This window comes from Paraburkholderia saeva (assembly GCF_907164555.1).
GTDB classification, from domain to species: Bacteria; Pseudomonadota; Gammaproteobacteria; order Burkholderiales; family Burkholderiaceae; genus Paraburkholderia; species Paraburkholderia saeva.
Window position 1 is genome coordinate 169301 of sequence record NZ_CAJQZC010000008.1, and the last position, 20762, is coordinate 190062.

At 61.1% G+C, this 20762-nt stretch carries 16 protein-coding genes, 1 tRNA gene and 3 pseudogenes; 13 read left to right on the forward strand and 7 right to left on the reverse strand.

What is annotated here, in order from left to right; genetic code table 11:
• Positions 1–94: 94 nt before the first annotated feature.
• The 5 genes from LPA36_RS20845 to LPA36_RS20865 all read left to right on the forward strand — a co-directional run bounded on the left by LPA36_RS20845 (position 95) and on the right by LPA36_RS20865 (position 5339).
• Positions 95–541, forward strand: a complete 447-nt coding sequence (locus LPA36_RS20845) for an HU family DNA-binding protein (protein ID WP_228881144.1) — start codon at positions 95–97, stop codon at positions 539–541.
• 438 nt (positions 542–979) lie between these two features.
• The gene (locus tag LPA36_RS20850) at positions 980–2389 is read left to right on the forward strand and encodes a circularly permuted type 2 ATP-grasp protein (RefSeq protein WP_228880902.1); all 1410 of its coding nucleotides are present in this window, start codon (positions 980–982) and stop codon (positions 2387–2389) included.
• A 160-nt stretch (positions 2390–2549) separates the two neighbouring features.
• Positions 2550–3500 carry an alpha-E domain-containing protein gene (locus LPA36_RS20855; protein WP_228880905.1) on the forward strand — a complete coding sequence of 317 codons (951 nt, stop codon included), beginning with the start codon at positions 2550–2552 and terminating at the stop codon, positions 3498–3500.
• A 13-nt stretch (positions 3501–3513) separates the two neighbouring features.
• The gene (locus LPA36_RS20860; protein WP_228880907.1) at positions 3514–4314 is read left to right on the forward strand and encodes a transglutaminase family protein; all 801 of its coding nucleotides are present in this window, start codon (positions 3514–3516) and stop codon (positions 4312–4314) included.
• 140 nt (positions 4315–4454) lie between these two features.
• The gene (locus tag LPA36_RS20865; protein WP_228880910.1) at positions 4455–5339 is read left to right on the forward strand and encodes a proteasome-type protease; all 885 of its coding nucleotides are present in this window, start codon (positions 4455–4457) and stop codon (positions 5337–5339) included.
• Positions 5340–5523: 184 nt separating this feature from the next.
• On the opposite strand, the gene LPA36_RS20870 is transcribed toward LPA36_RS20865, so the two are convergent.
• Both LPA36_RS20870 and LPA36_RS20875 read right to left on the reverse strand, forming a co-directional pair.
• The gene (locus LPA36_RS20870) at positions 5524–6672 is read right to left on the reverse strand and encodes a porin (RefSeq protein WP_228881148.1); all 1149 of its coding nucleotides are present in this window, start codon (positions 6670–6672) and stop codon (positions 5524–5526) included.
• A 451-nt stretch (positions 6673–7123) separates the two neighbouring features.
• Positions 7124–8389: a YihY/virulence factor BrkB family protein gene (locus tag LPA36_RS20875; RefSeq protein WP_228880912.1), complete on the reverse strand. Its 1266-nt coding sequence runs from the start codon at positions 8387–8389 to the stop codon at positions 7124–7126.
• A gap of 240 nt (positions 8390–8629) precedes the next feature.
• Between LPA36_RS20875 and fdnG the strand changes: the two genes are divergently transcribed.
• The 7 genes from fdnG to LPA36_RS20910 all read left to right on the forward strand — a co-directional run bounded on the left by fdnG (position 8630) and on the right by LPA36_RS20910 (position 18368).
• On the forward strand, positions 8630–11701 hold the full coding sequence (fdnG, locus tag LPA36_RS20880; RefSeq protein WP_228880915.1) for a formate dehydrogenase-N subunit alpha: 3072 nt from the start codon (positions 8630–8632) through the stop codon (positions 11699–11701).
• Positions 11702–11711: 10 nt separating this feature from the next.
• The gene (gene fdxH, locus LPA36_RS20885) at positions 11712–12635 is read left to right on the forward strand and encodes a formate dehydrogenase subunit beta (protein ID WP_228880918.1); all 924 of its coding nucleotides are present in this window, start codon (positions 11712–11714) and stop codon (positions 12633–12635) included.
• Complete coding sequence (locus LPA36_RS20890) at positions 12622–13248, forward strand: formate dehydrogenase subunit gamma (RefSeq protein ID WP_228880920.1); 627 nt, start codon at positions 12622–12624, stop codon at positions 13246–13248. Before fdxH ends, LPA36_RS20890 begins: the two co-directional genes overlap by 14 nt.
• A gap of 696 nt (positions 13249–13944) precedes the next feature.
• Positions 13945–14871, forward strand: coding sequence for a formate dehydrogenase accessory protein FdhE (gene fdhE / locus LPA36_RS20895; RefSeq protein WP_228881150.1), 927 nt, complete (start codon positions 13945–13947; stop codon positions 14869–14871).
• Between the two features lie 23 nt (positions 14872–14894).
• Positions 14895–16322, forward strand: coding sequence for an L-seryl-tRNA(Sec) selenium transferase (gene selA / locus LPA36_RS20900; RefSeq protein WP_228881153.1), 1428 nt, complete (start codon positions 14895–14897; stop codon positions 16320–16322).
• Positions 16319–18241: a selenocysteine-specific translation elongation factor gene (gene selB, locus LPA36_RS20905; protein WP_228880922.1), complete on the forward strand. Its 1923-nt coding sequence runs from the start codon at positions 16319–16321 to the stop codon at positions 18239–18241. The genes selA and selB overlap by 4 nt, the downstream gene beginning before the upstream one ends.
• A 31-nt stretch (positions 18242–18272) precedes the next feature.
• Positions 18273–18368, forward strand: a tRNA-Sec gene (locus tag LPA36_RS20910).
• Here LPA36_RS20910 and LPA36_RS20915 read toward each other — a convergent pair.
• From LPA36_RS20915 to LPA36_RS20925, 4 genes and pseudogenes are all read right to left on the reverse strand, one after another.
• A pseudogene (locus tag LPA36_RS20915) lies at positions 18339–18695 on the reverse strand (transposase); the annotation flags it as partial. The gene LPA36_RS20910 and the pseudogene LPA36_RS20915 overlap by 30 nt on opposite strands.
• 70 nt (positions 18696–18765) lie before the next feature.
• Positions 18766–18915, reverse strand: coding sequence for a hypothetical protein (locus LPA36_RS20920; RefSeq protein ID WP_228880924.1), 150 nt, complete (start codon positions 18913–18915; stop codon positions 18766–18768).
• Complete coding sequence (locus LPA36_RS29615) at positions 18912–19157, reverse strand: cytosine permease (protein WP_407674314.1); 246 nt, start codon at positions 19155–19157, stop codon at positions 18912–18914. The genes LPA36_RS20920 and LPA36_RS29615 overlap by 4 nt, the downstream gene beginning before the upstream one ends.
• Positions 19147–19314, reverse strand: a pseudogene (locus LPA36_RS20925) (IS6 family transposase); the annotation flags it as partial. The pseudogene LPA36_RS20925 and the gene LPA36_RS29615, both read right to left, overlap by 11 nt.
• Before the next feature lie 63 nt (positions 19315–19377).
• On the opposite strand from LPA36_RS20925, the pseudogene LPA36_RS20930 reads away from it, so the two are divergent.
• Positions 19378–19614, forward strand: a pseudogene (locus LPA36_RS20930) (GNAT family N-acetyltransferase); the annotation flags it as partial.
• A 98-nt stretch (positions 19615–19712) separates the two neighbouring features.
• Here the strand turns inward: LPA36_RS20930 and LPA36_RS20935 are convergent.
• A complete protein-coding gene (locus tag LPA36_RS20935; RefSeq protein ID WP_228880925.1) occupies positions 19713–20411 on the reverse strand; it encodes a response regulator transcription factor in 699 nt (232 codons plus the stop codon).
• Positions 20412–20762 lie beyond the last annotated feature (351 nt).

The window sequence follows — 20762 nt, forward strand, 5'->3', positions numbered from 1 at the left end:
CGAAACGCTGGAGCGCTTGTAGAATCCGGCGTTGAAGCGTGCGCATACCGCGTGCCCTTCAGTGCATTCACTGACCACAACAGGTAGGAGAAACATGCCGACTTCCGCAAAAAAGGTGGCCAAGAAGGCTGCCACTGTACCGGCCAAAAAGGTTGCAGCGAAGAAAGTGCCTGCGAAGAAAGTAGCAGCTAAGAAGGTCGCCGTGAAGGCGTCCGGCGCAGCGTCGCCGATCAAGGACACCTTCACGAAGGCCTCGCTGGCTGCACACGTCGCAGAACGTGCTGCTGTCGAACCGAAGGCTGCCAAGGCTGTTCTGGCTGCGCTCGAAGATACGATCCTCGGCGCAGTGCACAAGAAGGGCGCTGGCGAATTCACGCTGTCCGGTCTTCTGAAGATTGTTGTTCAGGCTGTCCCGGCGAAGAAGCGCCGCTTCGGCAAGGACCCATTCTCGGGTGAAGAGCGCTGGTTCCCGGCCAAGCCGGCTAGCGTGCGCATCAAGGCCCGCGCGCTGAAGAAGCTGAAAGACGCAGCAGCAGGCTAAGGCGAATTGCGTCGTGACTGGCGCCTTCGGGCGGCGGTCATGGCCAGTCGTCTAACGCATTGCAAAAGAGTCCCCGTGGGCGCCGAGCCCATGGGGATTTTTTTCGTCTGCGTTTTCTGCGCGCTTTCGCTGCGCTTTTTGCGTCGGCGCGACCGGAACGGCCGCGCGTCTGCTTGCCGCCGCACCGTCCGTCCCGCGCTTTTGTCACACAATCGGCATTGATGCCGCCGCGTCAGGATGCACCGCAGTAGCGCACCGGTCGACGCAGCGGTACGATGGGGACGTCGTCCATGCCTGCCAGATGCGCACTTTGGGTGCATCCGCCGCCCGATTTCAGCGTGAAGCGAATGGCATAGCGCTTGCTTGAAACAGTGGGTTGTCGAACACCGAATGCGCAGCGCATTCGCCTTCTATCCGACAAAAAGAGCGGGGCGTGACATGCGATGCTATGACGAGATGCGTCATCACGACGAAGCCGTGCGACCGCACTATGCGCGGTTCGAGCGCTGGCTCGTGCAGCAGGGCGGGGACGCGATTGCCCGCAAGCGTGCCGAAGCAGACCTGCTGTTCCGGCGCGTAGGCATCACTTTCGCGGTTAACGGCGATCTGTCCGGTACCGAGCGGCTGATTCCTTTCGACCTGATTCCGCGCATCATTCCGCGCAGCGAATGGCAGACCCTCGAAGCCGGCCTGCGCCAGCGTGTGCAGGCGCTCAACCTGTTCATTCACGACGTCTATCACGACCGCAACATCGTGCGCGCCGGTATCGTGCCGGCGGCGCAGGTGTATACGAACGCACAGTACCGGCCGGAAATGCAGGGCGTGAAAGTGCCGCTTGGCGTTTACGCCCATATTGCCGGCGTCGATGTGGTGCGCGCGGGTGACGACGGCCAGTTCTTCGTCCTCGAGGACAACCTGCGCGTGCCGTCCGGCGTCTCGTACATGCTGGAAAACCGCAAGATGATGATGCGGCTTTTCCCGGAGCTTTTCGTGCAGAACCGTATCGCGCCGGTCGCGCATTATCCCGACCTGCTGCTCGATACGCTGCGCTCGGTGGCGCCTGAGGGCGTCGACGATCCGGTTGTCGTCGTGCTGACGCCGGGGATGTACAACTCCGCGTACTTCGAGCATACGTTCCTCGCGCAGCAGATGGGCGTCGAGCTGGTCGAGGGCAAGGATCTTTTTGTCGACGACAACTACGTGTTTATGCGCACGACGCAGGGGCCGAAACGCGTCGACGTGATCTACCGCCGCGTCGACGACGACTTCCTCGATCCGCTCGCGTTTCGCAGCGATTCCGCGCTCGGCGTGCCGGGTCTGCTCACGGCGTATCGTGCCGGCCGCGTTGCGCTCGCGAACGCGATGGGCACCGGTATCGCCGACGACAAGTCGATCTATCCGTACGTCCCGGAGATGATCGAGTTTTACCTCGGCGAAAAGCCGATCCTCAATAACGTCCCCACGTTCCAGTGTCGCAAGCCGGACGATCTCGCCTATACGCTCGCGCATCTGCCCGAACTCGTTGTGAAGGAAGTGCACGGCGCGGGCGGCTACGGAATGCTGGTAGGACCGGCTTCGACCGCCGCTGAAATCGAGGACTTCCGCAAGCGTCTGATCGCACGACCGGCGGGCTATATCGCGCAGCCGACGCTCGCGCTTTCAGCGTGTCCGACGTTCGTCGAATCCGGCATTGCGCCGCGCCACATCGATCTGCGGCCGTTCGTGCTGTCCGGCAAGACGACGACGATGGTGGCGGGTGGCCTGACGCGTGTCGCGTTGCAGGAAGGCTCGCTCGTCGTCAATTCGTCGCAGGGTGGCGGGACCAAGGATACGTGGATGGTCGACTGAAATGGGTGGTTGCGGGTCGTTGCATCTGCAACCAGTGAGGACCGCACCGGCAGCGTGTAGCGCCGGTGACAGGTGAGAAACGGAAAATGCCCGGTAACCAGCGCAGGCCTGAAGCCTCAATGCATCGAGGCCATGCGCTCATCGATAACGGAAAGCCGTCATGCTAAGCCGCACTGCCGATCATCTCTTCTGGATGGCCCGTTACATGGAGCGCGCGGAGAACACCGCCCGCATGCTCGACATCAACCTGAAGGCGCTGCTGCTGCCGCAGACGCCGGAACAGGAAGCGCGTACGCAACGTTCCGTGCTGCGTATCTCCGAACTCGAAGGCGCGTTCGCGGAGCGCTACGACGAACCTTCGCGCGAACATGTGCTGCACTTCATGGTGGCCGATTCCACCAATCCTTCGAGCATTTATTCGTGTTTGCAGGCGGCGCGCGAGAACGCCCGCGCCGTGCGCGGCACGTTGACCACGGAATGGTGGGAGACGATCAACGACACGTGGCTCGAGTTCAACGAGCGTGCTTCGTCCGGACAATTGATGGCACATCCGGTGACGCTCTTCGAATGGGTCAAGTTCCGCTCGCATCTGTCGCGCGGGGTGACACTCGGCACCGCGCTACAGGACGACGCGTTTTTCTTCACTCAGTTGGGCACGTTTCTGGAGCGCGCCGACAACACGGCGCGGATTCTCGACGTGCGCTTCGCTGATGTCGAACCGAATTCGCGCGACGCGGCGCGACAGCTTGAAGATTTCTACTACTGGACGTCGATCCTGAGTTCGGTCTCGGCGCTCGAAATCTATCGCAAGGTGTATCGCGACGTCGTGACGCCCGCGCGCGTGGTCGAACTGATGATCCTGAACCAGCAGATGCCGCGGTCGCTGCTCGCCTCGCTCGAAGGCGTGTGCACGAATCTCGCGATGCTGCGCACGTCGGGATCGAACGAATGCGAGCGCTTTGCCGGCAAGCTGCGCGCGGAGCTCGTGTATTCCGACATCCGGCAGATTTTCGAGGCGGGACTGCACGCGTATCTGACGCAGTTCCTTGCCCGCGTGTTCGAACTCGGCGGACTGGTGGCACGCACCTATCTGATGCTGCCGGTTGCCTGACGGAGCCTGATCTATGTACCTCACGATTCGACACGATACCTCGTACCGTTACGAAGCAACGGTCCACTATTCGATCCAGCAACTGCGCCTGACGCCCGCGAGCGGCGGCGGCCAGGTCGTGCGACGCTGGACACTCGACGCGCCAGGCAAGCTCGATTCCACGCTCGACGCCTACGGCAACGTGCTGCACACACTCGTGCTGAACAAGCCGCATAGCGAGATCCGCGTGCGTGTATCGGGCGAAGTGGACACGTTCCCCCTCGTCAATGGCCTGCTGCCCGATGGCGTGGGCCCGATTCCGCTCGAGCACTTCACGTGCTCGACGCCGTTGACCGATTGCGATGCCGCCGTGTGCGAACTCGCGGCTTCGGTGCCTTCGCTCAATACGCCGGCTTCGCTGATCGCGCTGTCGGAGCAGATCATGCAGCGGGTGCAGTTTCAGCCAGGCGTCACCGAGGTCACGAGCACTGCAGCAGAGGCACTCGCGCTCGGCAAGGGCGTCTGTCAGGATCACGCGCATCTGATGCTCGCCTGCTGCCGCGCGCGCGGGGTGCCGGCGCGCTACGTGAGCGGCTATATCGAGCCGGGCGATGTCGAGCATGGCGCGAGTCACGCCTGGGTCGATGTCTGGATCGATGGTGTGGGCTGGACGTCCGTCGATGTCACGCACGCGGCGTTTGCGAGCGAGATCTACTGCCGGCTTGCTGTCGGGCGCGACTACGAAGCGGCGTCGCCCGTACGCGGACGACGGATCGGCGGCCGCGAGGAAAAGCTCAACGTGTCGGTGACGGTCAGCGCACAGACGCCGCAGTAGAAATGCGGGAAATCTGCATCCTGGAGGCGCGGCGGCCTTCATAAAGGCCGCTCTCGCGCCGTAATACCGGAAGACGCGTTAGAGGCGGTGTGCCGGCGCATTACAATAACGGCGTTCCGTCGTTTTCCAGGTTGGCAATCATGACTTACTGCGTGGCGATGTGCGTGGATGAAGGGCTCGTGTTTCTCTCGGACACGCGCACCAACGCGGGCGTCGATCACATCAGCACGGCGCGCAAGATGTCCGTGTTCGAGCAGCCCGGCGAGCGCGTGCTGGTGCTGCTGGGCGCCGGCAATCTCTCGCTGACCCAGGCGGTTCTGCAGACGCTCAGCGAGCCCGTAGAGGCCGGCAAACCGACGCTCTGGACGGCGTCCTCGATGCCCGAGGCGGCGCGCGTGGTCGGCGATGCGGTGCGTCAGGTGTACATGCGCGAGGCGCAGGTGCTGCAGGAATTCGGCGTCGACTTCAATTGCGCGTTCATTCTGGGCGGGCAGATCGCGTCCGCCGAAAACGGCGCGGCTTCGGCGCCGCGTCTTTTCATGATCTACTCGGCCGGCAACTTCATCGAGGCATCGAGCGTCTGTCCGTACTTCCAGATCGGTGAGTCGAAGTACGGCAAGCCGATCATCGACCGCGTGCTGATTCCTTCCACGCCGCTCGACGAGGCCGCCAAGTGCGCGCTGATCTCGATGGATTCGACGCTCCGCTCGAACCTTTCGGTCGGGCTGCCGCTCGATCTGCTGGTCTACGAGAAGGATGCGCTTCGTGTCACACGCTTCGTCTCAGTCGATCAGGACAATGCGTACTATCAGATGATTCACCGTACGTGGGGCGAGCAGTTACGTCAGGTGTTCAGCGCGATTCCCGATCCGGCATGGGAAAACTCGGGTGACGTGCCGCACCGGCAGCGTGGCGGCGCGCCCGTGGTATCGCAGCAGGACGCTGCCGACGTGGTAGCCGGACGCACCGAAGTACGGCCGGCGCAGACGCTTGCGCAGGCCGACGCCCACAGGAAGCAGCGCTAGTTACACAACGCTGCAACGCCGCTGCAATGCAAAAAAGCCGGACCCGGTCCGGCTTTTTTGCATTGGTAACGTGGGCTTTGCCGCTGGCTGCGGGTAAAGCAGACGTAAAAAAACCAGCCGCCGGCTTGCGCCTGCGGCTGGTTCTTATGCAGCTTCTGCTAGAGCTACGTGACAGGTTCGATGCTTAGAACTTGTGACGGATGCCCAGGCTGACGATCGTCTGGTTGTCGCTCGTCGAGCTGAAACCATAGTCAGCCACCGAACCGACTGCCGATTGCAGGTCGCCGGAATCGTTACGCTGATTGCCGTTAGCATGCTGATATGCGCCGACCAGGTAGACGTCCGTGCGCTTCGACAGGTTGTAGTCGCCGCCCAGCGAGATCTGGTGGTACGTCGCGTTCGAGTCGCCCTTGCCGTGCGTGTACGTGTAGCCGAAGCCGAGCAGTGCTGCCGGCGTCAGCTGGTAGTTCACGAAGCCAGCGCCCACGTCGTACTTCTGCGTCGTGCCGAAGCCCGATTGTGCATCAGGCTTGTACTGTGCATTGCTGTAACGGCCGCCGAACGTGAACGGACCTGCCACGTATTGCAGCGCAACCGATGCGATGCCGATCGACTTGGCCGATGCGTAGGCCGAGTTCACGATGCTGTCGAACGTAGCGTCCGACGTGCCGGTCCAGCCCGTGCGTGCAATAGCCGACGACGAGTTGTCCATGCGGATGTAGCCAGCAGCGACAGCGAACGGACCCGTTGCGTACGTTGCTGCACCCGACCACGTCTGACCCGAACCCGTCGAGCCTGCTACGCCGCCCAGAGCGTACATGCCTTCGAACTGGAAACCACCCCAGACCGGCGACGTGTACTTGACAGCGTTGTTCGTACGCGAGCTGTTGTCGTTGTTGTCGACGTCGCCCGTGGTCGTGAACGTGCTGCCCCAGTAGTTGTCAGCCGTCAGCGGCTGAACCAGGTCAACCACCGGATCGTACTGACGACCGATGGTAGCCGTACCCCACGAGTCGCCCGTCAAACCGACGTACGCCTGACGACCGAACATCTTGCCGCCTTGACCCAGGCCGCCGTTGTTCGGGTTAAAGCCGTTTTCCAACTGGAAAATCGCCTTCAGGCCGCCGCCCAGATCTTCCGAGCCTTTCATGCCCCAGCGATTGCCCTGCAGGTTACCTGCAGCCATGTTCCACAGGCTGTGACCGCCAACGTTCGAAACGTACTGGATCGAGTCGTCCAGCACGCCATAAAGAGTTACGCTGCTTTGAGCGTGCGCCACACCCGCGGTGCCAAGCAGTGCCAGCGAGAGGGTCGAAAGTGCAAATCGTTTCATCATTTCTCCACGCAAATGATTGGTTTAGTTGTTGCGGATTGGAGAATAGCGCAGTGTGTCCGAACGTAAGAACTGAAAAAAAATGAGTGTCTCTAAAAAGTGACACAGGGCCAGAAGCCTTGTAAATAAAGCTTGCGAGCCAGTATTGCGGATTTGGCAATATTAAATCGTTGACTGCGCAATATTGTTGTTTCAATAGCAGTGATCGCGCGTAATTGCTCAAAATAGCGGCTCAATCGTTGGTCAAATGTAAATAAGTCGACTAAATGGTTGGCGTGGTATGACCATTTGAAAATTTTGGGGTCGATACAGACGGGGATTTCGGGGTTCGCCAGGAGGAGGCGGTCCGGTGTCAATTGCGCGTCGCCACGCGGCGGCTTGTGGCTCCGCTTAATGTTGTTTGCCGGGACTGACTCCGGCCGGTTTCGTCGGGGTTTCAGTGTCTGGTGTCTCAGGGGCCATCACGTCGTCCCGCGAATGTGGTGAGCGCGAACGCGGCCGCAGCCGCGAGGGCCATCGATCCCCACGGATGCCGCCGGATGTAGCGTTCCGCGTGGACGATCGTCCCGGCCGCCGCATGGGTGGCGCGCGTTTCGGCTCGCGCCATCGAGCGGCCGACGCGCAGCGCCGCCGCAGACGCGGAAGGTCGGGGCTTCGCTGGCGACTCTTCCGGCGCTCCGGCCAGGGCGCGCAGCGTCGCCACGCGCGCATCGGTCGCCGCCACGGATGCATCGTGCTTCGCCGCGCGGCTCGACACGACAGCAGGCATCGTCGAGCTCGCCATCACCGAAGCCAGCATCGCCCGGCTTCCGGGAGGCGGCGTTTCGTCCTGGAACGCCCACGGACCGCGCGGATCATGCAGGCGCCCGCGAGCCGCCGAGAATTCCGCGCCGAGCAGCAGTACGGCCGCCGAGAAGTACAGCCACATCAGCAGGATCGCAAGCGACCCGGCCGCGCCGAACGTATTGGCCATGCCGGCGTGCGCAAGGTAGAGCGCGAACATCTTCTTGCCTGCCGAAAACAGAATGGCCGCGACCAGTCCGCCGACCAGCGCGTCGCGCCACTGCACGGGCGCATCCGGCAGAAACTTGAGCAGCCCGGCGAACGCGACGCCGAGCACGAGCAGACCGACGCCGAGCTGCAGCAGGTTGCCGACCACGAGGTATGGCGAGTCGCCGAGCAGCCAGTTGCCTATAAACGTGATCGCCGCATCGAGCACGAGCGAAACGATCAGCAGAAACGCGACGCCCAGCACGAGCCCGAACGAAATCAGCCGCACGCGCACGAGCGCGATCACGGTGGACGCACGCGGCCCCGTTGCGGGCCACACTATATTGAGCGCGCTGTTGAGCGACGAGAACGTTGCGGACGCGCCGACCGCAAGCAGCACGAACGAGATGATGGCCGCGATGCCGCCCGCGCTGCCGCTGTGATGTGCGTTTTGAACGATGGTTTGAACGGCGGCTGCCGCGTCGTCGCCGAGCACGCCGTGAACCTGGTTAAAGAGCTGGCCGCGCGCCGCGTCCGCACCAAAGAACCAGCCGGCGACGGCGATCACCATGACGAGCGTCGGCGCGAGTGAAAACGCCGCGTAGAACGCGATGCTTGCGGCCATCGCGGCGCAGCGATCTTCCGCGAACTGTTTGAATGCGCCGACCGCCCACGATGCCTGTTTGCGGGCCACGGTCTGCAGCTTGTCGGTGGAAAGCGTATCCATGGTCGTCCTTCGTCGCAGGAACGTTGCCGGTTGCAGCTGCCGCAAGCCCGCGGCTCCCGTATCGGTGTGCAGTGCCGCAATCCCTATGCCCGCCACTATAACAACGCAGTGCGATTGCCTGGCGCTTGCCCGGGATGCATCAATCAGTCGCGTTCTTTTCTTGTCCCGTGTTACCAGGGCTGTGACAGCGCGACAAACCACATATACTTTTGTGTACCCCCACACAAGGCGAGGACGATCATGCTCCAGATGTCCCGGCGCCAGTTCCTGAAGGTGACAGCGACCACGCTGGCCGGATCGAGCCTGGCCCTGATGGGTTTCTCCCCGGACGCCGCCCTCGCTGAAGTCCGGCAGTACAAACTGGCGCGAACCACTGAAACGCGCAATACGTGTCCGTATTGCTCCGTCGGTTGCGGCATCCTGATGTATGGGCTGGGCGATGGCGCGAAAAACGCCGTCTCCAGCATCATCCATATCGAAGGCGATCCCGATCACCCCGTCAATCGCGGCACACTGTGTCCGAAGGGTGCCAGTCTGATCGACTTCATCCACAGCCCGAGCCGCCTCACGCATCCGGAGTATCGGGCTGCGGGGTCCGACACGTGGCAGCGTATTTCGTGGGATGAAGCGTTCGACCGCATTGCGAAGCTGATGAAGGAAGATCGCGACGCGAACTTCATCGAGGCCACGGAAGACGGCAAGAAGGTCAACCGCTGGCTGACCACCGGCATGCTGGCGGCTTCGGCAGGCAGCAACGAAGTGGGGTATCTGACCCACAAGACGGCGCGCAGTCTCGGGATGCTCGCGTTCGACAACCAGGCGCGTGTCTGACACGGTCCGACGGTGGCAGGTCTTGCCCCGACGTTTGGCCGTGGAGCGATGACGAACCATTGGGTCGACATCAAGAACGCGGACGTCATCCTGGTGATGGGCGGCAATGCGGCCGAGGCGCACCCGTGCGGCTTCAAGTGGGTCACCGAGGCAAAGGCGCACCGCAAGGCGCGTCTGATCGTGGTCGATCCGCGTTTCACGCGCACGGCTTCGGTGGCGGACTATTACGCACCGATTCGCACCGGCACGGACATCGTATTCCTCGGCGGGATCATCAATTACCTGCTGACGAACGACAGGATCCAGCACGAGTACGTGAAGAATTACACGGACTTTCCGTTCATCGTACGCGAGGACTTCGCGTTCAATGACGGCATCTATTCCGGTTACAACGCGGAAAAACATGGGTACCCGGACAAGTCGACGTGGGACTACGAACGTGGTGACGATGGCTTCGTGAAGGTCGACCCGACGCTGCAGGATCCGCGCTGCGTCTACAACATGCTCAAGCAGCACTATTCGCGCTATACGCCGGAGATGGTCGAGAAGACCTGCGGCACGCCGAAAGAGAAGTTCCTGAAGGTCTGCGAAATGCTTGCCACGACTGCGGTTCCCGGCCGTGCGGGCACGATTCTCTATGCGCTCGGCTGGACACATCACTCCGTCGGCGCGCAGATGATCCGTACGGGCGCAATGGTGCAACTGCTGCTGGGCAATATCGGTATCGCGGGCGGCGGCATGAATGCGCTGCGTGGGCACTCCAACATCCAGGGTTTGACCGACCTTGGGCTGATGTCGAACCTGCTGCCAGGCTACATGACGTTGCCCAATGAAGGCGAACAGGACTTCGACGCATACATCGCGAAGCGCGCGACGCAGCAATTGCGGCCGAACCAGTTGAGCTACTGGAAGAACTATCGCGCGTTCCACGTGAGCTTCATGAAATCGTGGTGGGGCGACGCGGCGACAGCGGAAAACAACTTCGCCTTCGACTATCTGCCAAAGCTCGACAAGCCGTATGACCTGTTGCAGGCCTTCGAGCTGATGAATCAGGGCAAGATGAATGGCTACATCCTGCAGGGCTTCAATCCGCTTGCTGCTGCGCCGAACAAGGCGAAGAGCTCGGCGGCGCTCGCAAAACTGAAGTGGCTTGTGATCATGGATCCGCTTGCCACCGAAAGTTCCGAGTTCTGGAAGAACCACGGCGAATACAACGATGTGGACGCGTCGAAAATACAGACGGAGGTATTTCGTTTGCCCACCACGTGTTTCGCGGAAGAACGCGGATCGCTCGTGAGTTCGAGCCGCGTGTTGCAGTGGCACTGGCAGGGCGCCGCGGGCCCGGGCGAAGCGAGGAGCGATCTGGAGATTATGTCCGGGCTTTTCCTGCGCATGCGCAAGGCCTACAGGGAGCAGGGCGGCAAGTATCCCGATCCGATTCTGAATCTGACGTGGTCTTACTCCGATCCGGAGAGCCCGACGCCGGAAGAACTCGCGATGGAATACAACGGTCGCGCGCTGGCCGACCAGACCGATCCGAAAGATCCGACGAAGGTGCTCGTCAAGAAGGGCGAACAGTTGTCCGGCTTTGCGCAACTGAAAGACGACGGCACGACCGCGAGCGGCTGCTGGATTTTCTGCGGTGCGTGGACGCAGGCGGGCAACCAGATGGGGCGTCGCGACAACTCGGACCCGACTGGCATTGGTCAGACGTTGAACTGGGCGTGGGCGTGGCCGGCTAACCGGCGCATCCTGTACAACCGCGCTTCGTGTGATCTCAACGGCAAGCCATTCGATCCGACGCGCAAGCTGGTCGGCTGGAACGGCAAGGCGTGGACCGGTGCGGACATTCCTGACTTCAAGGCCGACGAGCCGCCCGAAAACGGCATGGGGCCGTTCATCATGAATCCGGAGGGCGTGGCGCGGTTCTTCGCCCGCGACGGCATGAACGAGGGACCGTTTCCTGAGCATTACGAGCCGTTCGAGAATCCGCTCGGCTACAACCCGCTGCATCCGCAGAATCAACAGGCGACGAGCAATCCTGCCGCGCGCGTGTTCCCTGACGATCGCGCCGCGTTCGGCAAGGCACCTGAATTCCCGCACACGGCAACCACGTATCGTCTGACCGAGCATTTTCACTTCTGGACCAAGCATGCGCGCCTGAACTCGATTGTGCAGCCGCAGCAGTTCGTCGAGATTGGCGAGGACCTCGCTAAAGAAGTGGGCGTGGTGGCGGGCGATCGTGTGAAGGTGTCGTCGAACCGCGGGCATATCGTGGCGGTTGCCGTCGTGACGAAGCGCATCAAGCCGTTGATGATCGACGGCAAGAAAGTGCAGACCGTCGGTATTCCGTTGCATTGGGGTTTCAAGGGGCTGACGAAACCCGGATATCTTGCCAACACGCTGACGCCCGTGGTGGGCGACGGGAATTCACAGACACCTGAATTCAAGTCGTTCCTGGTGAAGGTCGAGAAGGCTTAGGGGGCGCGACATGGCACTGCAATCACTCGATATCAAACGCCAGTCCGCGACCACGGTGCCTTCGCCGTCGGCGCGCGAACCCGTGACCGGCACAGTAGCCAAGCTGATCGATGTGACGAAGTGCATCGGCTGCAAGGCGTGTCAGACAGCGTGCATGGAGTGGAACGACCTGCGTGACGAGGTGGGCGACAACATTGGCGTCTATGACAACCCGCGCGACCTGACCGAGCATTCGTGGACCGTCATGCGGTTCACCGAATACGAGAACCCGGCGGGCAATCTTGAATGGCTGATCCGCAAGGACGGCTGCATGCACTGCGAGGATCCGGGTTGTCTGAAGGCGTGTCCTTCGCCGGGTGCGATTGTGCAGTACACCAATGGGATCGTCGATTTCCATGAGGAGAACTGCATCGGTTGCGGCTATTGCATAACCGGTTGCCCGTTCAACATACCGCGTCTCTCGAAGAAGGACCATCGCGTCTACAAGTGCACGTTGTGTTCGGACCGCGTGGCTGTGGGGCAGGAGCCGGCGTGCGTGAAGACCTGTCCGACTGGCGCGATCGTGTTCGGTACGAAGGAAGACATGAAGCAGCACGCGGCCGAGCGGATTGTCGACCTGAAGGAGCGTGGGTTCGAGCATGCGGGGCTCTACGATCCGGAGGGGGTTGGCGGCACCCATGTGATGTATGTGCTGCATCACGCCGACAGGCCGTCGCTCTATCACGGCTTGCCTGACGATCCGAGGATCAGTCCGATGGTGCGGTTCTGGAAGGGGTTGGCGAAGCCGCTGGCCGTGGCGGGCATTGCGTTGACCGCGCTGGCCGGGTTCTTCCATTACACACGTGTGGGTCCGAACGAGGTGAGCGAAGAGGACGAACTGGCCGCTCAGGACGAAGCACGCCGGATCAGGGAGCACACTGATGAGACACGATGAACCGGGATTGATCGTACGTTACACGGCGAACGAGCGGACGAATCACTGGATTACCGCGATCACGTTTGTATTGCTTGCGCTTTCCGGGCTGGCGATGTTTCATCCTTCGATGTTCTGGATGTCGGCGCTCTTCGGCGGCGGGCAATGGACGCGGATTCTGCATCCGTTTGTGGGTGTTGTGATGTTTGTGTCGTTTCTCATTCTTGCGTTGAGGTTCTGGCATCACAACTATCTTGACCAGAACGACATGCAGTGGCTCAGGCAGATCGACGATGTGCTTGCTAACCGCGAGGATCGCTTGCCCGAGATCGGGCGTTATAACGCTGGGCAGAAGCTTTTGTTTTTCGTCATGGTGGCGTGTCTGGTTTTGCTGCTATGCAGCGGAATTGTTATCTGGAGGCGGTATTTTTCGTTTTACTTTTCAGTTGAGGTGATCCGCTTCGCGGTTGTTGTGCATGCTCTTGCCGCGTTTGTGCTTATCTGTGGGGTTGTTGTTCATATTTATGCTGCGCTTTGGGTTAAGGGTTCCATCGGCGCTATGGTGCGGGGGACTGTTACATATGGGTGGGCGCGGAAGCATCATCCGCGGTGGTTTCGGGAGAGTGTTAAATAGGGTTTTTTGTTTTTTCTGGATTTTGCTTTGGCCTTTCCTTGCTTTGCTTTTGGTCTATTAGCGTTGCCCCTGTGCGGGGCGGCACCTACTTTTCTTTGTCCTTGCCAAAGAAAAGTAGGCAAAAGAAAGGCGCTTCGACAACTCACTTCTTCCAGGTGTGTCATTCCCGGGGAATGGCAACCCATGAAGTGTCGCCATCATCTGTTATACAACATTGGTCCCCGCGCGATTGCATCCCGCGCGCATTCTGCGTTCGTGACAAGGCAGTCATCCACGCCGCTTCGCACTGTGTGCGTCGCGGTTGGGTCGGACCGACCGATGGGGGTGTTATGCCCGGCGGCGACGCGAAGCGGAGCTGGGTGGATGAGTGCTTTGTCATTGACTGTGCTGTGCGAGGGACGCAATCGCGCGGGGACCTATAGCGTGTGAAGCGCGGGGCGACACTTCATGGGTTGCCATTCCCCGGGAATGACACACCTGGAAGAAGTGAGTTGTCGAAGCGCCTTTCTTTTGCCTACTTTTCTTTGGCAAGGACAAAGAAAAGTAGGTGCCGCCCCGCACAGGGGCGACGCTAATAGACCAAAAGCAAAGCAAGGAAAGGCCAAAGCAAAAACCCAGCTTCGGCACGAATACAAGGAAAGACTAAAAAGCAAATCCAGAAATAACGAAAAGAACCAGGAAAAAAGAGAAAACCGTATGCCCGACCGAATCCTGTCCCCGGACGAAATAACCTCCCTGGACCAGACAGCCATTCCCCGCAATCGCCTGCCCGAACGGGCAACAACCTTTGCGGTGAGAGCGGCGCGCCTGCGCAAACTCGCTGACGCAAACCCAATCGCCGGCTACATCGTTCTGATGGCATCACTGGCAGACGCGCAGCAAAAGCTGATAGAAAAGACCACATCCCCGATGCCGTCGGAAGAAAAGATCAAGCAGGCGCAGGAACACTCAATGCCCTTGATCCCGGCGCAGCCGGCCGACCACGAATGGCACACCCTCCTCTACGCTCTGCTGGACAGCATCGAATCCGCCGGCGCCATGACCCCGCCACTGGCCAAAGTCATCGACACGCTTCGCGCAAAATCAAAACCCGACCTCGATGCACAGGCCGACGCCATCCTCTCGTATCGGTATAACGAAATCGAACCCGCAGCCGCGCCGTTCATCATGGCGGCGCTCCAGGTCGTATGGACCGACCTCGCCAGTCGTATCGATGAGCGCGACATCCCTTATATCGACACGCCGGGCGTCTGTCCGGTCTGCGGGTCGCTGCCCGTGGCAAGCATCGTGCGGGTCGGCGGGCAGTATCAGGGCTACCGGTATCTGCAATGCGGTCTGTGCGCCAACGAATGGCACATGGTTCGTGCCAAATGCTCCAACTGCGATTCCACCAAAGGCATTGCGTATCACGGAATCGAAGGCGGTAACGGCGCGCTTAAGGCCGAATCGTGCGACGAATGCCGCACGTATCGAAAGATCGGCTACCAGGAAAAGGACTACGACATCGAACCGCTCGCCGACGATCTCGCCAGTCTGACGCTCGATCTGCTCATGAACGACGCCGGTTATCAACGCAGCGCGCCGAATCCGCTACTATGGCCGGAACTGCCGTCCGGGGCTTAAGCGGAGAACTGCGAGTGAGCGAAGTGTCGGGTATCGGACTGAACGCGCTACTGGCGCGCGTGCCTTCAGTCGAGCGCTTGATGTCGTCGGCGCTCATGCAACCGTCCATCGACGCATACGGCCGTACCCAGGTGCTGGCCGCCGTTCGCGCGACGCTGGACGAGCGCCGCAAACAGATCCAGTCGGAACCGGTGCGCGCGAGCGCCGCTTCGCTCGACGAGGCGGATATCGCCAGCGACGTCGCCCGCATGCTCGCCCAACGCGCGCAAAGCCACGTGCGTGCCGTGTTCAATCTGACCGGCACCGTGCTGCACACGAACCTCGGTCGCGCATTGTTGCCTGACGCCGCCGTGCGCGCCGTCGTCGACGCAATGACGCACCCCGTCAACCTCGAATTCGATCTGGAAGCAGGGAGCCGCGGCGATCGCGACGATCTCATCGACGACCTGATCTGCGAGCTCACGGGCGCCGAAGCTGCCACCATCGTGAACAACAACGCAGCCGCGGTACTGCTCACGCTCGCTGCATTGGCTTCAAGGAAAGAAGTCATCGTATCCCGAGGCGAACTGGTGGAGATCGGCGGCGCGTTCCGGATCCCCGACATCATGAGCCGTGCCGGTGCGCGGCTGCGCGAAGTCGGCACGACCAATCGCACGCATCTGAAGGATTACGAGGAAGCGATCGGCGCGCGCACGGCGATGCTCATGAAAGTGCATTGCAGCAACTACGCAATCAATGGCTTCACCAAAGCGGTCGAACTCGATGCGCTCGCGCCGCTCGCGCGGGCGCATGGCCTGCCGGTCGCAGTCGATCTAGGCAGCGGCACGCTTGTCGATCTCGCGCAATGGGGGCTGCCTCGCGAGCCAACCGTACGCGAGACGATCGCCGCTGGCGCCGACCTTGTCACGTTTAGCGGCGACAAGCTGCTAGGCGGACCGCAGGCGGGGATCATCGCCGGGCGCAAAGACCTGATTGCACGGATCAGGAAGCATCCCCTCAAGCGCGCATTGCGCGTCGGCAAGCTGACGCTTGCGGCGCTAGAGCCCGTGCTGCGCCTTTATCAGGCGCCGGAATTTCTGCGTGAACGTCTGACGACGCTGCGTTTGCTCACACGCCCCGCAACCGAAATACGTGCCGCCGCCGAGCGTGTGATGCCGGCCCTGCAACAGGCACTGGGCGAACGGTATAGCGTATCCATCGAGCCGGTGTTCAGCCAGATCGGTAGCGGCGCGCTGCCGGTCGACCAGTTGCCGGGGTATGGCCTTGTTGTGCGCAGTGTGTCCGGCAAGCGCAGCGGCAGTGCGCTGCTAAAACTGGAAAAGAGCCTGCGCGCACTGCCCAGGCCAGTCATCGGCCGTATTGCGGACGACGCGCTCCGGCTCGATCTGCGTTGTCTCGAAGCCGGGGATGAAGCGCGCTTCATCGCCCAATGTGCGGAGTTGCGCGCGTGATCGTGGGCACCGCAGGTCATATCGATCATGGCAAGACGACGCTCGTGCGCGCGTTGACGGGTGTGGATACTGACCGTCTCAAGGAAGAGAAAGCGCGCGGCATTTCGATCGAACTTGGCTATGCCTATACTCCGCTCGACAATGGCGATGTGCTCGGTCTGATCGACGTGCCGGGACACGAGAAGCTCGTCCACACCATGACTGCCGGCGCTTGTGGTATCGACTTCGCGTTGCTCGTGATTGCAGCGGACGACGGCGTCATGCCACAAACGCGCGAGCATCTGGCGATCCTTCAACTACTCGGCGTCGGGCGCGGCGCGGTCGCGCTCACGAAGATCGATCGTGTTGATGCCGCGAGACTGGCGGAAGTTCGCAGTGAAATCACGGCGTTTCTCGCACCGACTCCGTTGGCCGATGCACCCTTCTTCGAAACCAACGCGACGCGGGCGGACGATCCGGGCGTGGCTGCACTGAATGCCCATCTCCGCTCGACCGCGACCCAGTGGAGTGCGCGTCGTGACGACGGTCTGTTTCGTCTTGCCGTCGACCGTGTGTTTACGCTGGCCGGGCAGGGCACGATTGTCACTGGGACCGTTTTCTCAGGCAAGGTCGCGACGGGTGAAACCATGCTGCTCGCGCCTGCGGGCGTGCCAGTGCGCGTGCGCAGCATCCATGCGCAGAACCGCGCGACGGATCTCGGGCATGCGGGTCAGCGATGTGCGCTGAATCTCGCCGGCATCGACAAGGACGCCATTTCCCGCGGCGACTGGATTGTCGATGCGCGTCTTGCCGCAACATCGGAACGGCTCGACGTCGAACTGACCTTGCTACCGGGGGCAGGCATCACGTTGCAGCATTGGGCGCCGTTGCACGTTCACCTGGGCACGACGCATCAGGTTGCGCACGTCGCGCTACTCGATGGCGACGATCTGGTTGCGGGCAGCCGCGCACGCGTACAACTTGTGTTCGACAGGCCACTCGTCGCGCTGTCGGGCGATCGCTTCGTCGTGCGCAACGCGCAGGCGACGCGTACCGTGGGCGGCGGTCGCGTGCTCGATCCGTTTGGCCCCGGGCGCAAACGTCGTACGCCGGAGCGCCGCGCGTGGCTCGATGCGCTGACGGCATGGCTTGACGAAGCGCGCATCGATGCGATGCTCGCGCAATCGCCACGCGGTATGCAGCGCTCCACGCTCATGCATCTCACGGGCCTGCCATTACACGCGCTGCAATTGCCTGACGACGCAATCGAAATACCGCTTCACGGCAAGACGGCCGACGATGCGTTCATCGTCTTGCGTCGGCATATCGAAGACATGCAGCAGCGGACCCTCGACGCCTTGAGGCGTTTTCATGCGCGCTCGCCCGACGAGCAGGGGCCAGACGCGGCACGTCTGCGACGAATCGCAGCGCCGCTATGGCACGATTCATTGTGGCGCGCGTTGATCGAGACGATGCTGACGGACCATGCGATCGTCCGAAGCGGCCCCTGGCTGCATTTGCCGGACCACGCGGTGACGCTCGATGAATCTGAACAGGCGCTCGCGGTTCTTCTTTTGCCACTGGTTGAGAAAGGACGCTTCGATCCACCATGGGTTCGAGATCTTGCGAGCCAGTTGAGCGAATCCGAGGAACGGATCAGGCAGTTGATGCGAAAACTCGCGCGACAAGGCGACGTGCACCAGGTCGTGCGCGATCTGTTTTATCACCATGGTGTTGTGCGCGAGATGGCAAACATCGTGGGCGAAATTGCCCGATTGCATGAAGGCAAGGTGAATGCCGCAGCGTTTCGCGACGCAACGGGGCTTGGCCGCAAGCGGTCAATCCAGATTCTGGAGTTCTTTGATCGCGTTGGATATACTCGCTTCCACCGCGATGTTCATCTGTTGCGTATCGACAGTCGCCTGCTCGATGGGTTTTAGACGTCGCGTGGTGCGTGGTCAGTTTACCGAAGGAAGGCATTCGCATCCGGTGGTGCGGCTGGGCTTCAAACCCAGTAGGGGGTGTCAGACACTCCCTGGTCGGTTCGACTCCGGCGGCCTTCCGCCACAAGGAGGAATCGACAACGACACGGGACCAGTCCATCCGGTCGGCCTCGCGTAGCTTTGCGAGCAGGACCTCGCGCAGCCGATCCCAGGCGCCGGCGGCTTGCCAGTCGCGCCGACGGCGCCAGCTACTCATGCCGCTGCCGCAGTCCATCTCACGAGGCAGCAGGTTCCAGCGCACGCCCGTCAGCAGGATGCACAGGATGCCCGAGAGTAGCGCACGATCATCGAGCGGCTTGCGCCCTGGATAACGGCTTCGCCTTGGTTTCGCCGGAGGCAGCAACGGTTCGATGAGTGCCCAAAGTTCGTCGTCGAGTTTGGGTTTAGCCATGTCCCTTTCGTCGTCGAAACGACACTCCGCCCACGCATGCGGAGCGACGTCGAACGAGGGGTGCCCGCGTTCACTCGCTAAGCTGACTGGCGGTAAATTGCGCAGCGCTCTGCATGCGTCGAGACTTTCTGACGAGCGCCGTGTACGGCATCGCGCCCGCTGCGGCAGAGAAGAACCAGTTGAACGGGCCGACGAAATCGAACGCCGGTACCAGACTCATGAAATGGCAGACGGAATGAGCGCCCCTGCCGCCGCGAGATTCCATCCGTGGGCGTAGTAATAGCGACCGCCTGCCAAAGCCGAATAGAGATCGTTGGGTCTGATTTCCTGCCGTTTGACGAAGTCATAGTCCGCCACCATGATTCCGTAGAGCGGTCCGGGAACGCCGCCGATCGTGCCGGCAAAGCAGTTGATTGCGGTCGGCGAACTATAGAAATGCCACGGCAGCGTAAAGAGAACGATGCCGCCTCATTTCCTCGAGGTTTCGCAGGCTCAGCGAATAAGCCACGTACCACCGCACGCACATCAGGATTACATCGAGCGGATAGTGCAGTCGCTTCATCACCTTCCCGATGCCAGGTGGCAACGTCTTGCGTGGCGTCTTCGTCGTCTTGGCCATCGCGGTCGCCAGCAATTTCCATTAGCCAAATTTTACCTTGACGCCTTGTTGCGACAGCGTCCCAAATATCTCCCGCTGACTCACGCGGTTGAAATTATGAAGTGCGTACGGATACGGTTCACGACCGACGAACCCAACGAAAAATCGAGAGCGGCCATTCTGCGTATCGGTGCGACGCAGGATGGTATCGTTCGCAACGAACGAATCATGCCGGACGGCAGGAAACGCAACTCTGTGCGTTTCAGCATCACCGATTCAGAGTGGCCCGAGGTGGAAGCGATGTTCGAGCAGAAATTGGCGCATTGGCCGACGTCCAGGATGGTTGGGCCGCGTCATGTTTCGCTCCATCGTCGGCAGCCGCAAGCTCAGAAGCGCATTCGCACTCCGCTTTCCCCGCCCTAAGGCAACAACCCCCGTGCACGCGCCTCAAGAATGGCCTGCGTACGCCGCTTTACCGCCAGCTTCCGAAAAATATTCTTAAGGTGCGATTCCACGGTCAACGTGGAAAGAGACAGGAGGCAGGAAATCTCGCGGTTACTCAACCCTCTGCCGACAAAATCGAGAATCTCAGTTTCCCGCGCGCTCAGGCTGCTTTTCGGCGGGACGGCCGGCTCACTCGACACCGGTGGCACCAGCATCCTGCCTGCGCGGTTGAGCACATCGAGAAGCCGCCTCGCCACGAACGGGTCGATAGGTGTGCCGCCGCACAGCGCGCTGCGGATGTAGAGAGCCAACTCCACATCATCCCGACTTTTGAGCACATAACCTGCCGCGCCCGCGTGCAGCATCGCCAGAATATCGAGTTCATTGCGCTGCTCGGCTATCACGACAACCGGCAGTCCGCGTTGACGATCCTGCAGGCTGCGGATCAGATCGAGCGTGGCGCCATCGGGCAATTCTCCGGCAATCAATGCCAGCACGAACGTATCGTCGATCGGCAGTCCGGCCGTCTCGGCGATGCTGTCCGCGAAGAACAGCGCGTCCCGGTGGGCATAGCCGAGGCTCGCAAAAATGGCGCGCAGCCGGATCTGGGTGAGGGAATCATGTCCAACGATAAGCAGCCGTCGCAAACGCGACTCGATAGGATCTGCAATCATGGATAGCGGGTCTCAGGAGGTGCTGCTGCTTTTATTGGGGTGCTTCGATGCGAAGCGCGTCCCGCAGCAGATTCGACGCCACTATACACAGAAACCCTGCAAAGCAAATACCTGAAAACAGTGAGTTCTACTGTGTGCGCGGCTTTTGCGTGAAAAAAAGGATAGCCAAATACCTGATATCAGGTATTGCCGGGCATTCAGCGTTCCGTTTAAATTCATCACAGTTCCTGACTTGAAAAAAGAGCTGGCAGTAGCGTTTAGAAATCTCTATTGAAAATAGTTTCGGTTTTTCCCTGATGAACCGTCGCCGCTGACCACGGCACCTCGACGGGCAGGGTGAAACCGCGGGGG

Excerpts from the sequence above, each read along its gene's own strand:
- LPA36_RS20855 (WP_228880905.1), top strand. The coding sequence starts at position 2,550 with ATGCTAAGCCGCACTGCCGATCATCTCTTCTGGATGGCCCGTTACATG.
- LPA36_RS20875 (WP_228880912.1), bottom strand. The coding sequence starts at position 8,389 with ATGGATACGCTTTCCACCGACAAGCTGCAGACCGTGGCCCGCAAACAG.
- LPA36_RS20845 (WP_228881144.1), top strand. The coding sequence starts at position 95 with ATGCCGACTTCCGCAAAAAAGGTGGCCAAGAAGGCTGCCACTGTACCG.
- LPA36_RS20865 (WP_228880910.1), top strand. The coding sequence starts at position 4,455 with ATGACTTACTGCGTGGCGATGTGCGTGGATGAAGGGCTCGTGTTTCTC.
- fdxH (WP_228880918.1), top strand. The coding sequence starts at position 11,712 with ATGGCACTGCAATCACTCGATATCAAACGCCAGTCCGCGACCACGGTG.
- LPA36_RS20860 (WP_228880907.1), top strand. The coding sequence starts at position 3,514 with ATGTACCTCACGATTCGACACGATACCTCGTACCGTTACGAAGCAACG.
- LPA36_RS20850 (WP_228880902.1), top strand. The coding sequence starts at position 980 with ATGCGATGCTATGACGAGATGCGTCATCACGACGAAGCCGTGCGACCG.
- LPA36_RS20890 (WP_228880920.1), top strand. The coding sequence starts at position 12,622 with ATGAGACACGATGAACCGGGATTGATCGTACGTTACACGGCGAACGAG.
- LPA36_RS20935 (WP_228880925.1), bottom strand. The coding sequence starts at position 20,411 with ATGATTGCAGATCCTATCGAGTCGCGTTTGCGACGGCTGCTTATCGTT.
- LPA36_RS20870 (WP_228881148.1), bottom strand. The coding sequence starts at position 6,672 with ATGAAACGATTTGCACTTTCGACCCTCTCGCTGGCACTGCTTGGCACC.
- fdhE (WP_228881150.1), top strand. The coding sequence starts at position 13,945 with ATGCCCGACCGAATCCTGTCCCCGGACGAAATAACCTCCCTGGACCAG.
- LPA36_RS20920 (WP_228880924.1), bottom strand. The coding sequence starts at position 18,915 with ATGAGTCTGGTACCGGCGTTCGATTTCGTCGGCCCGTTCAACTGGTTC.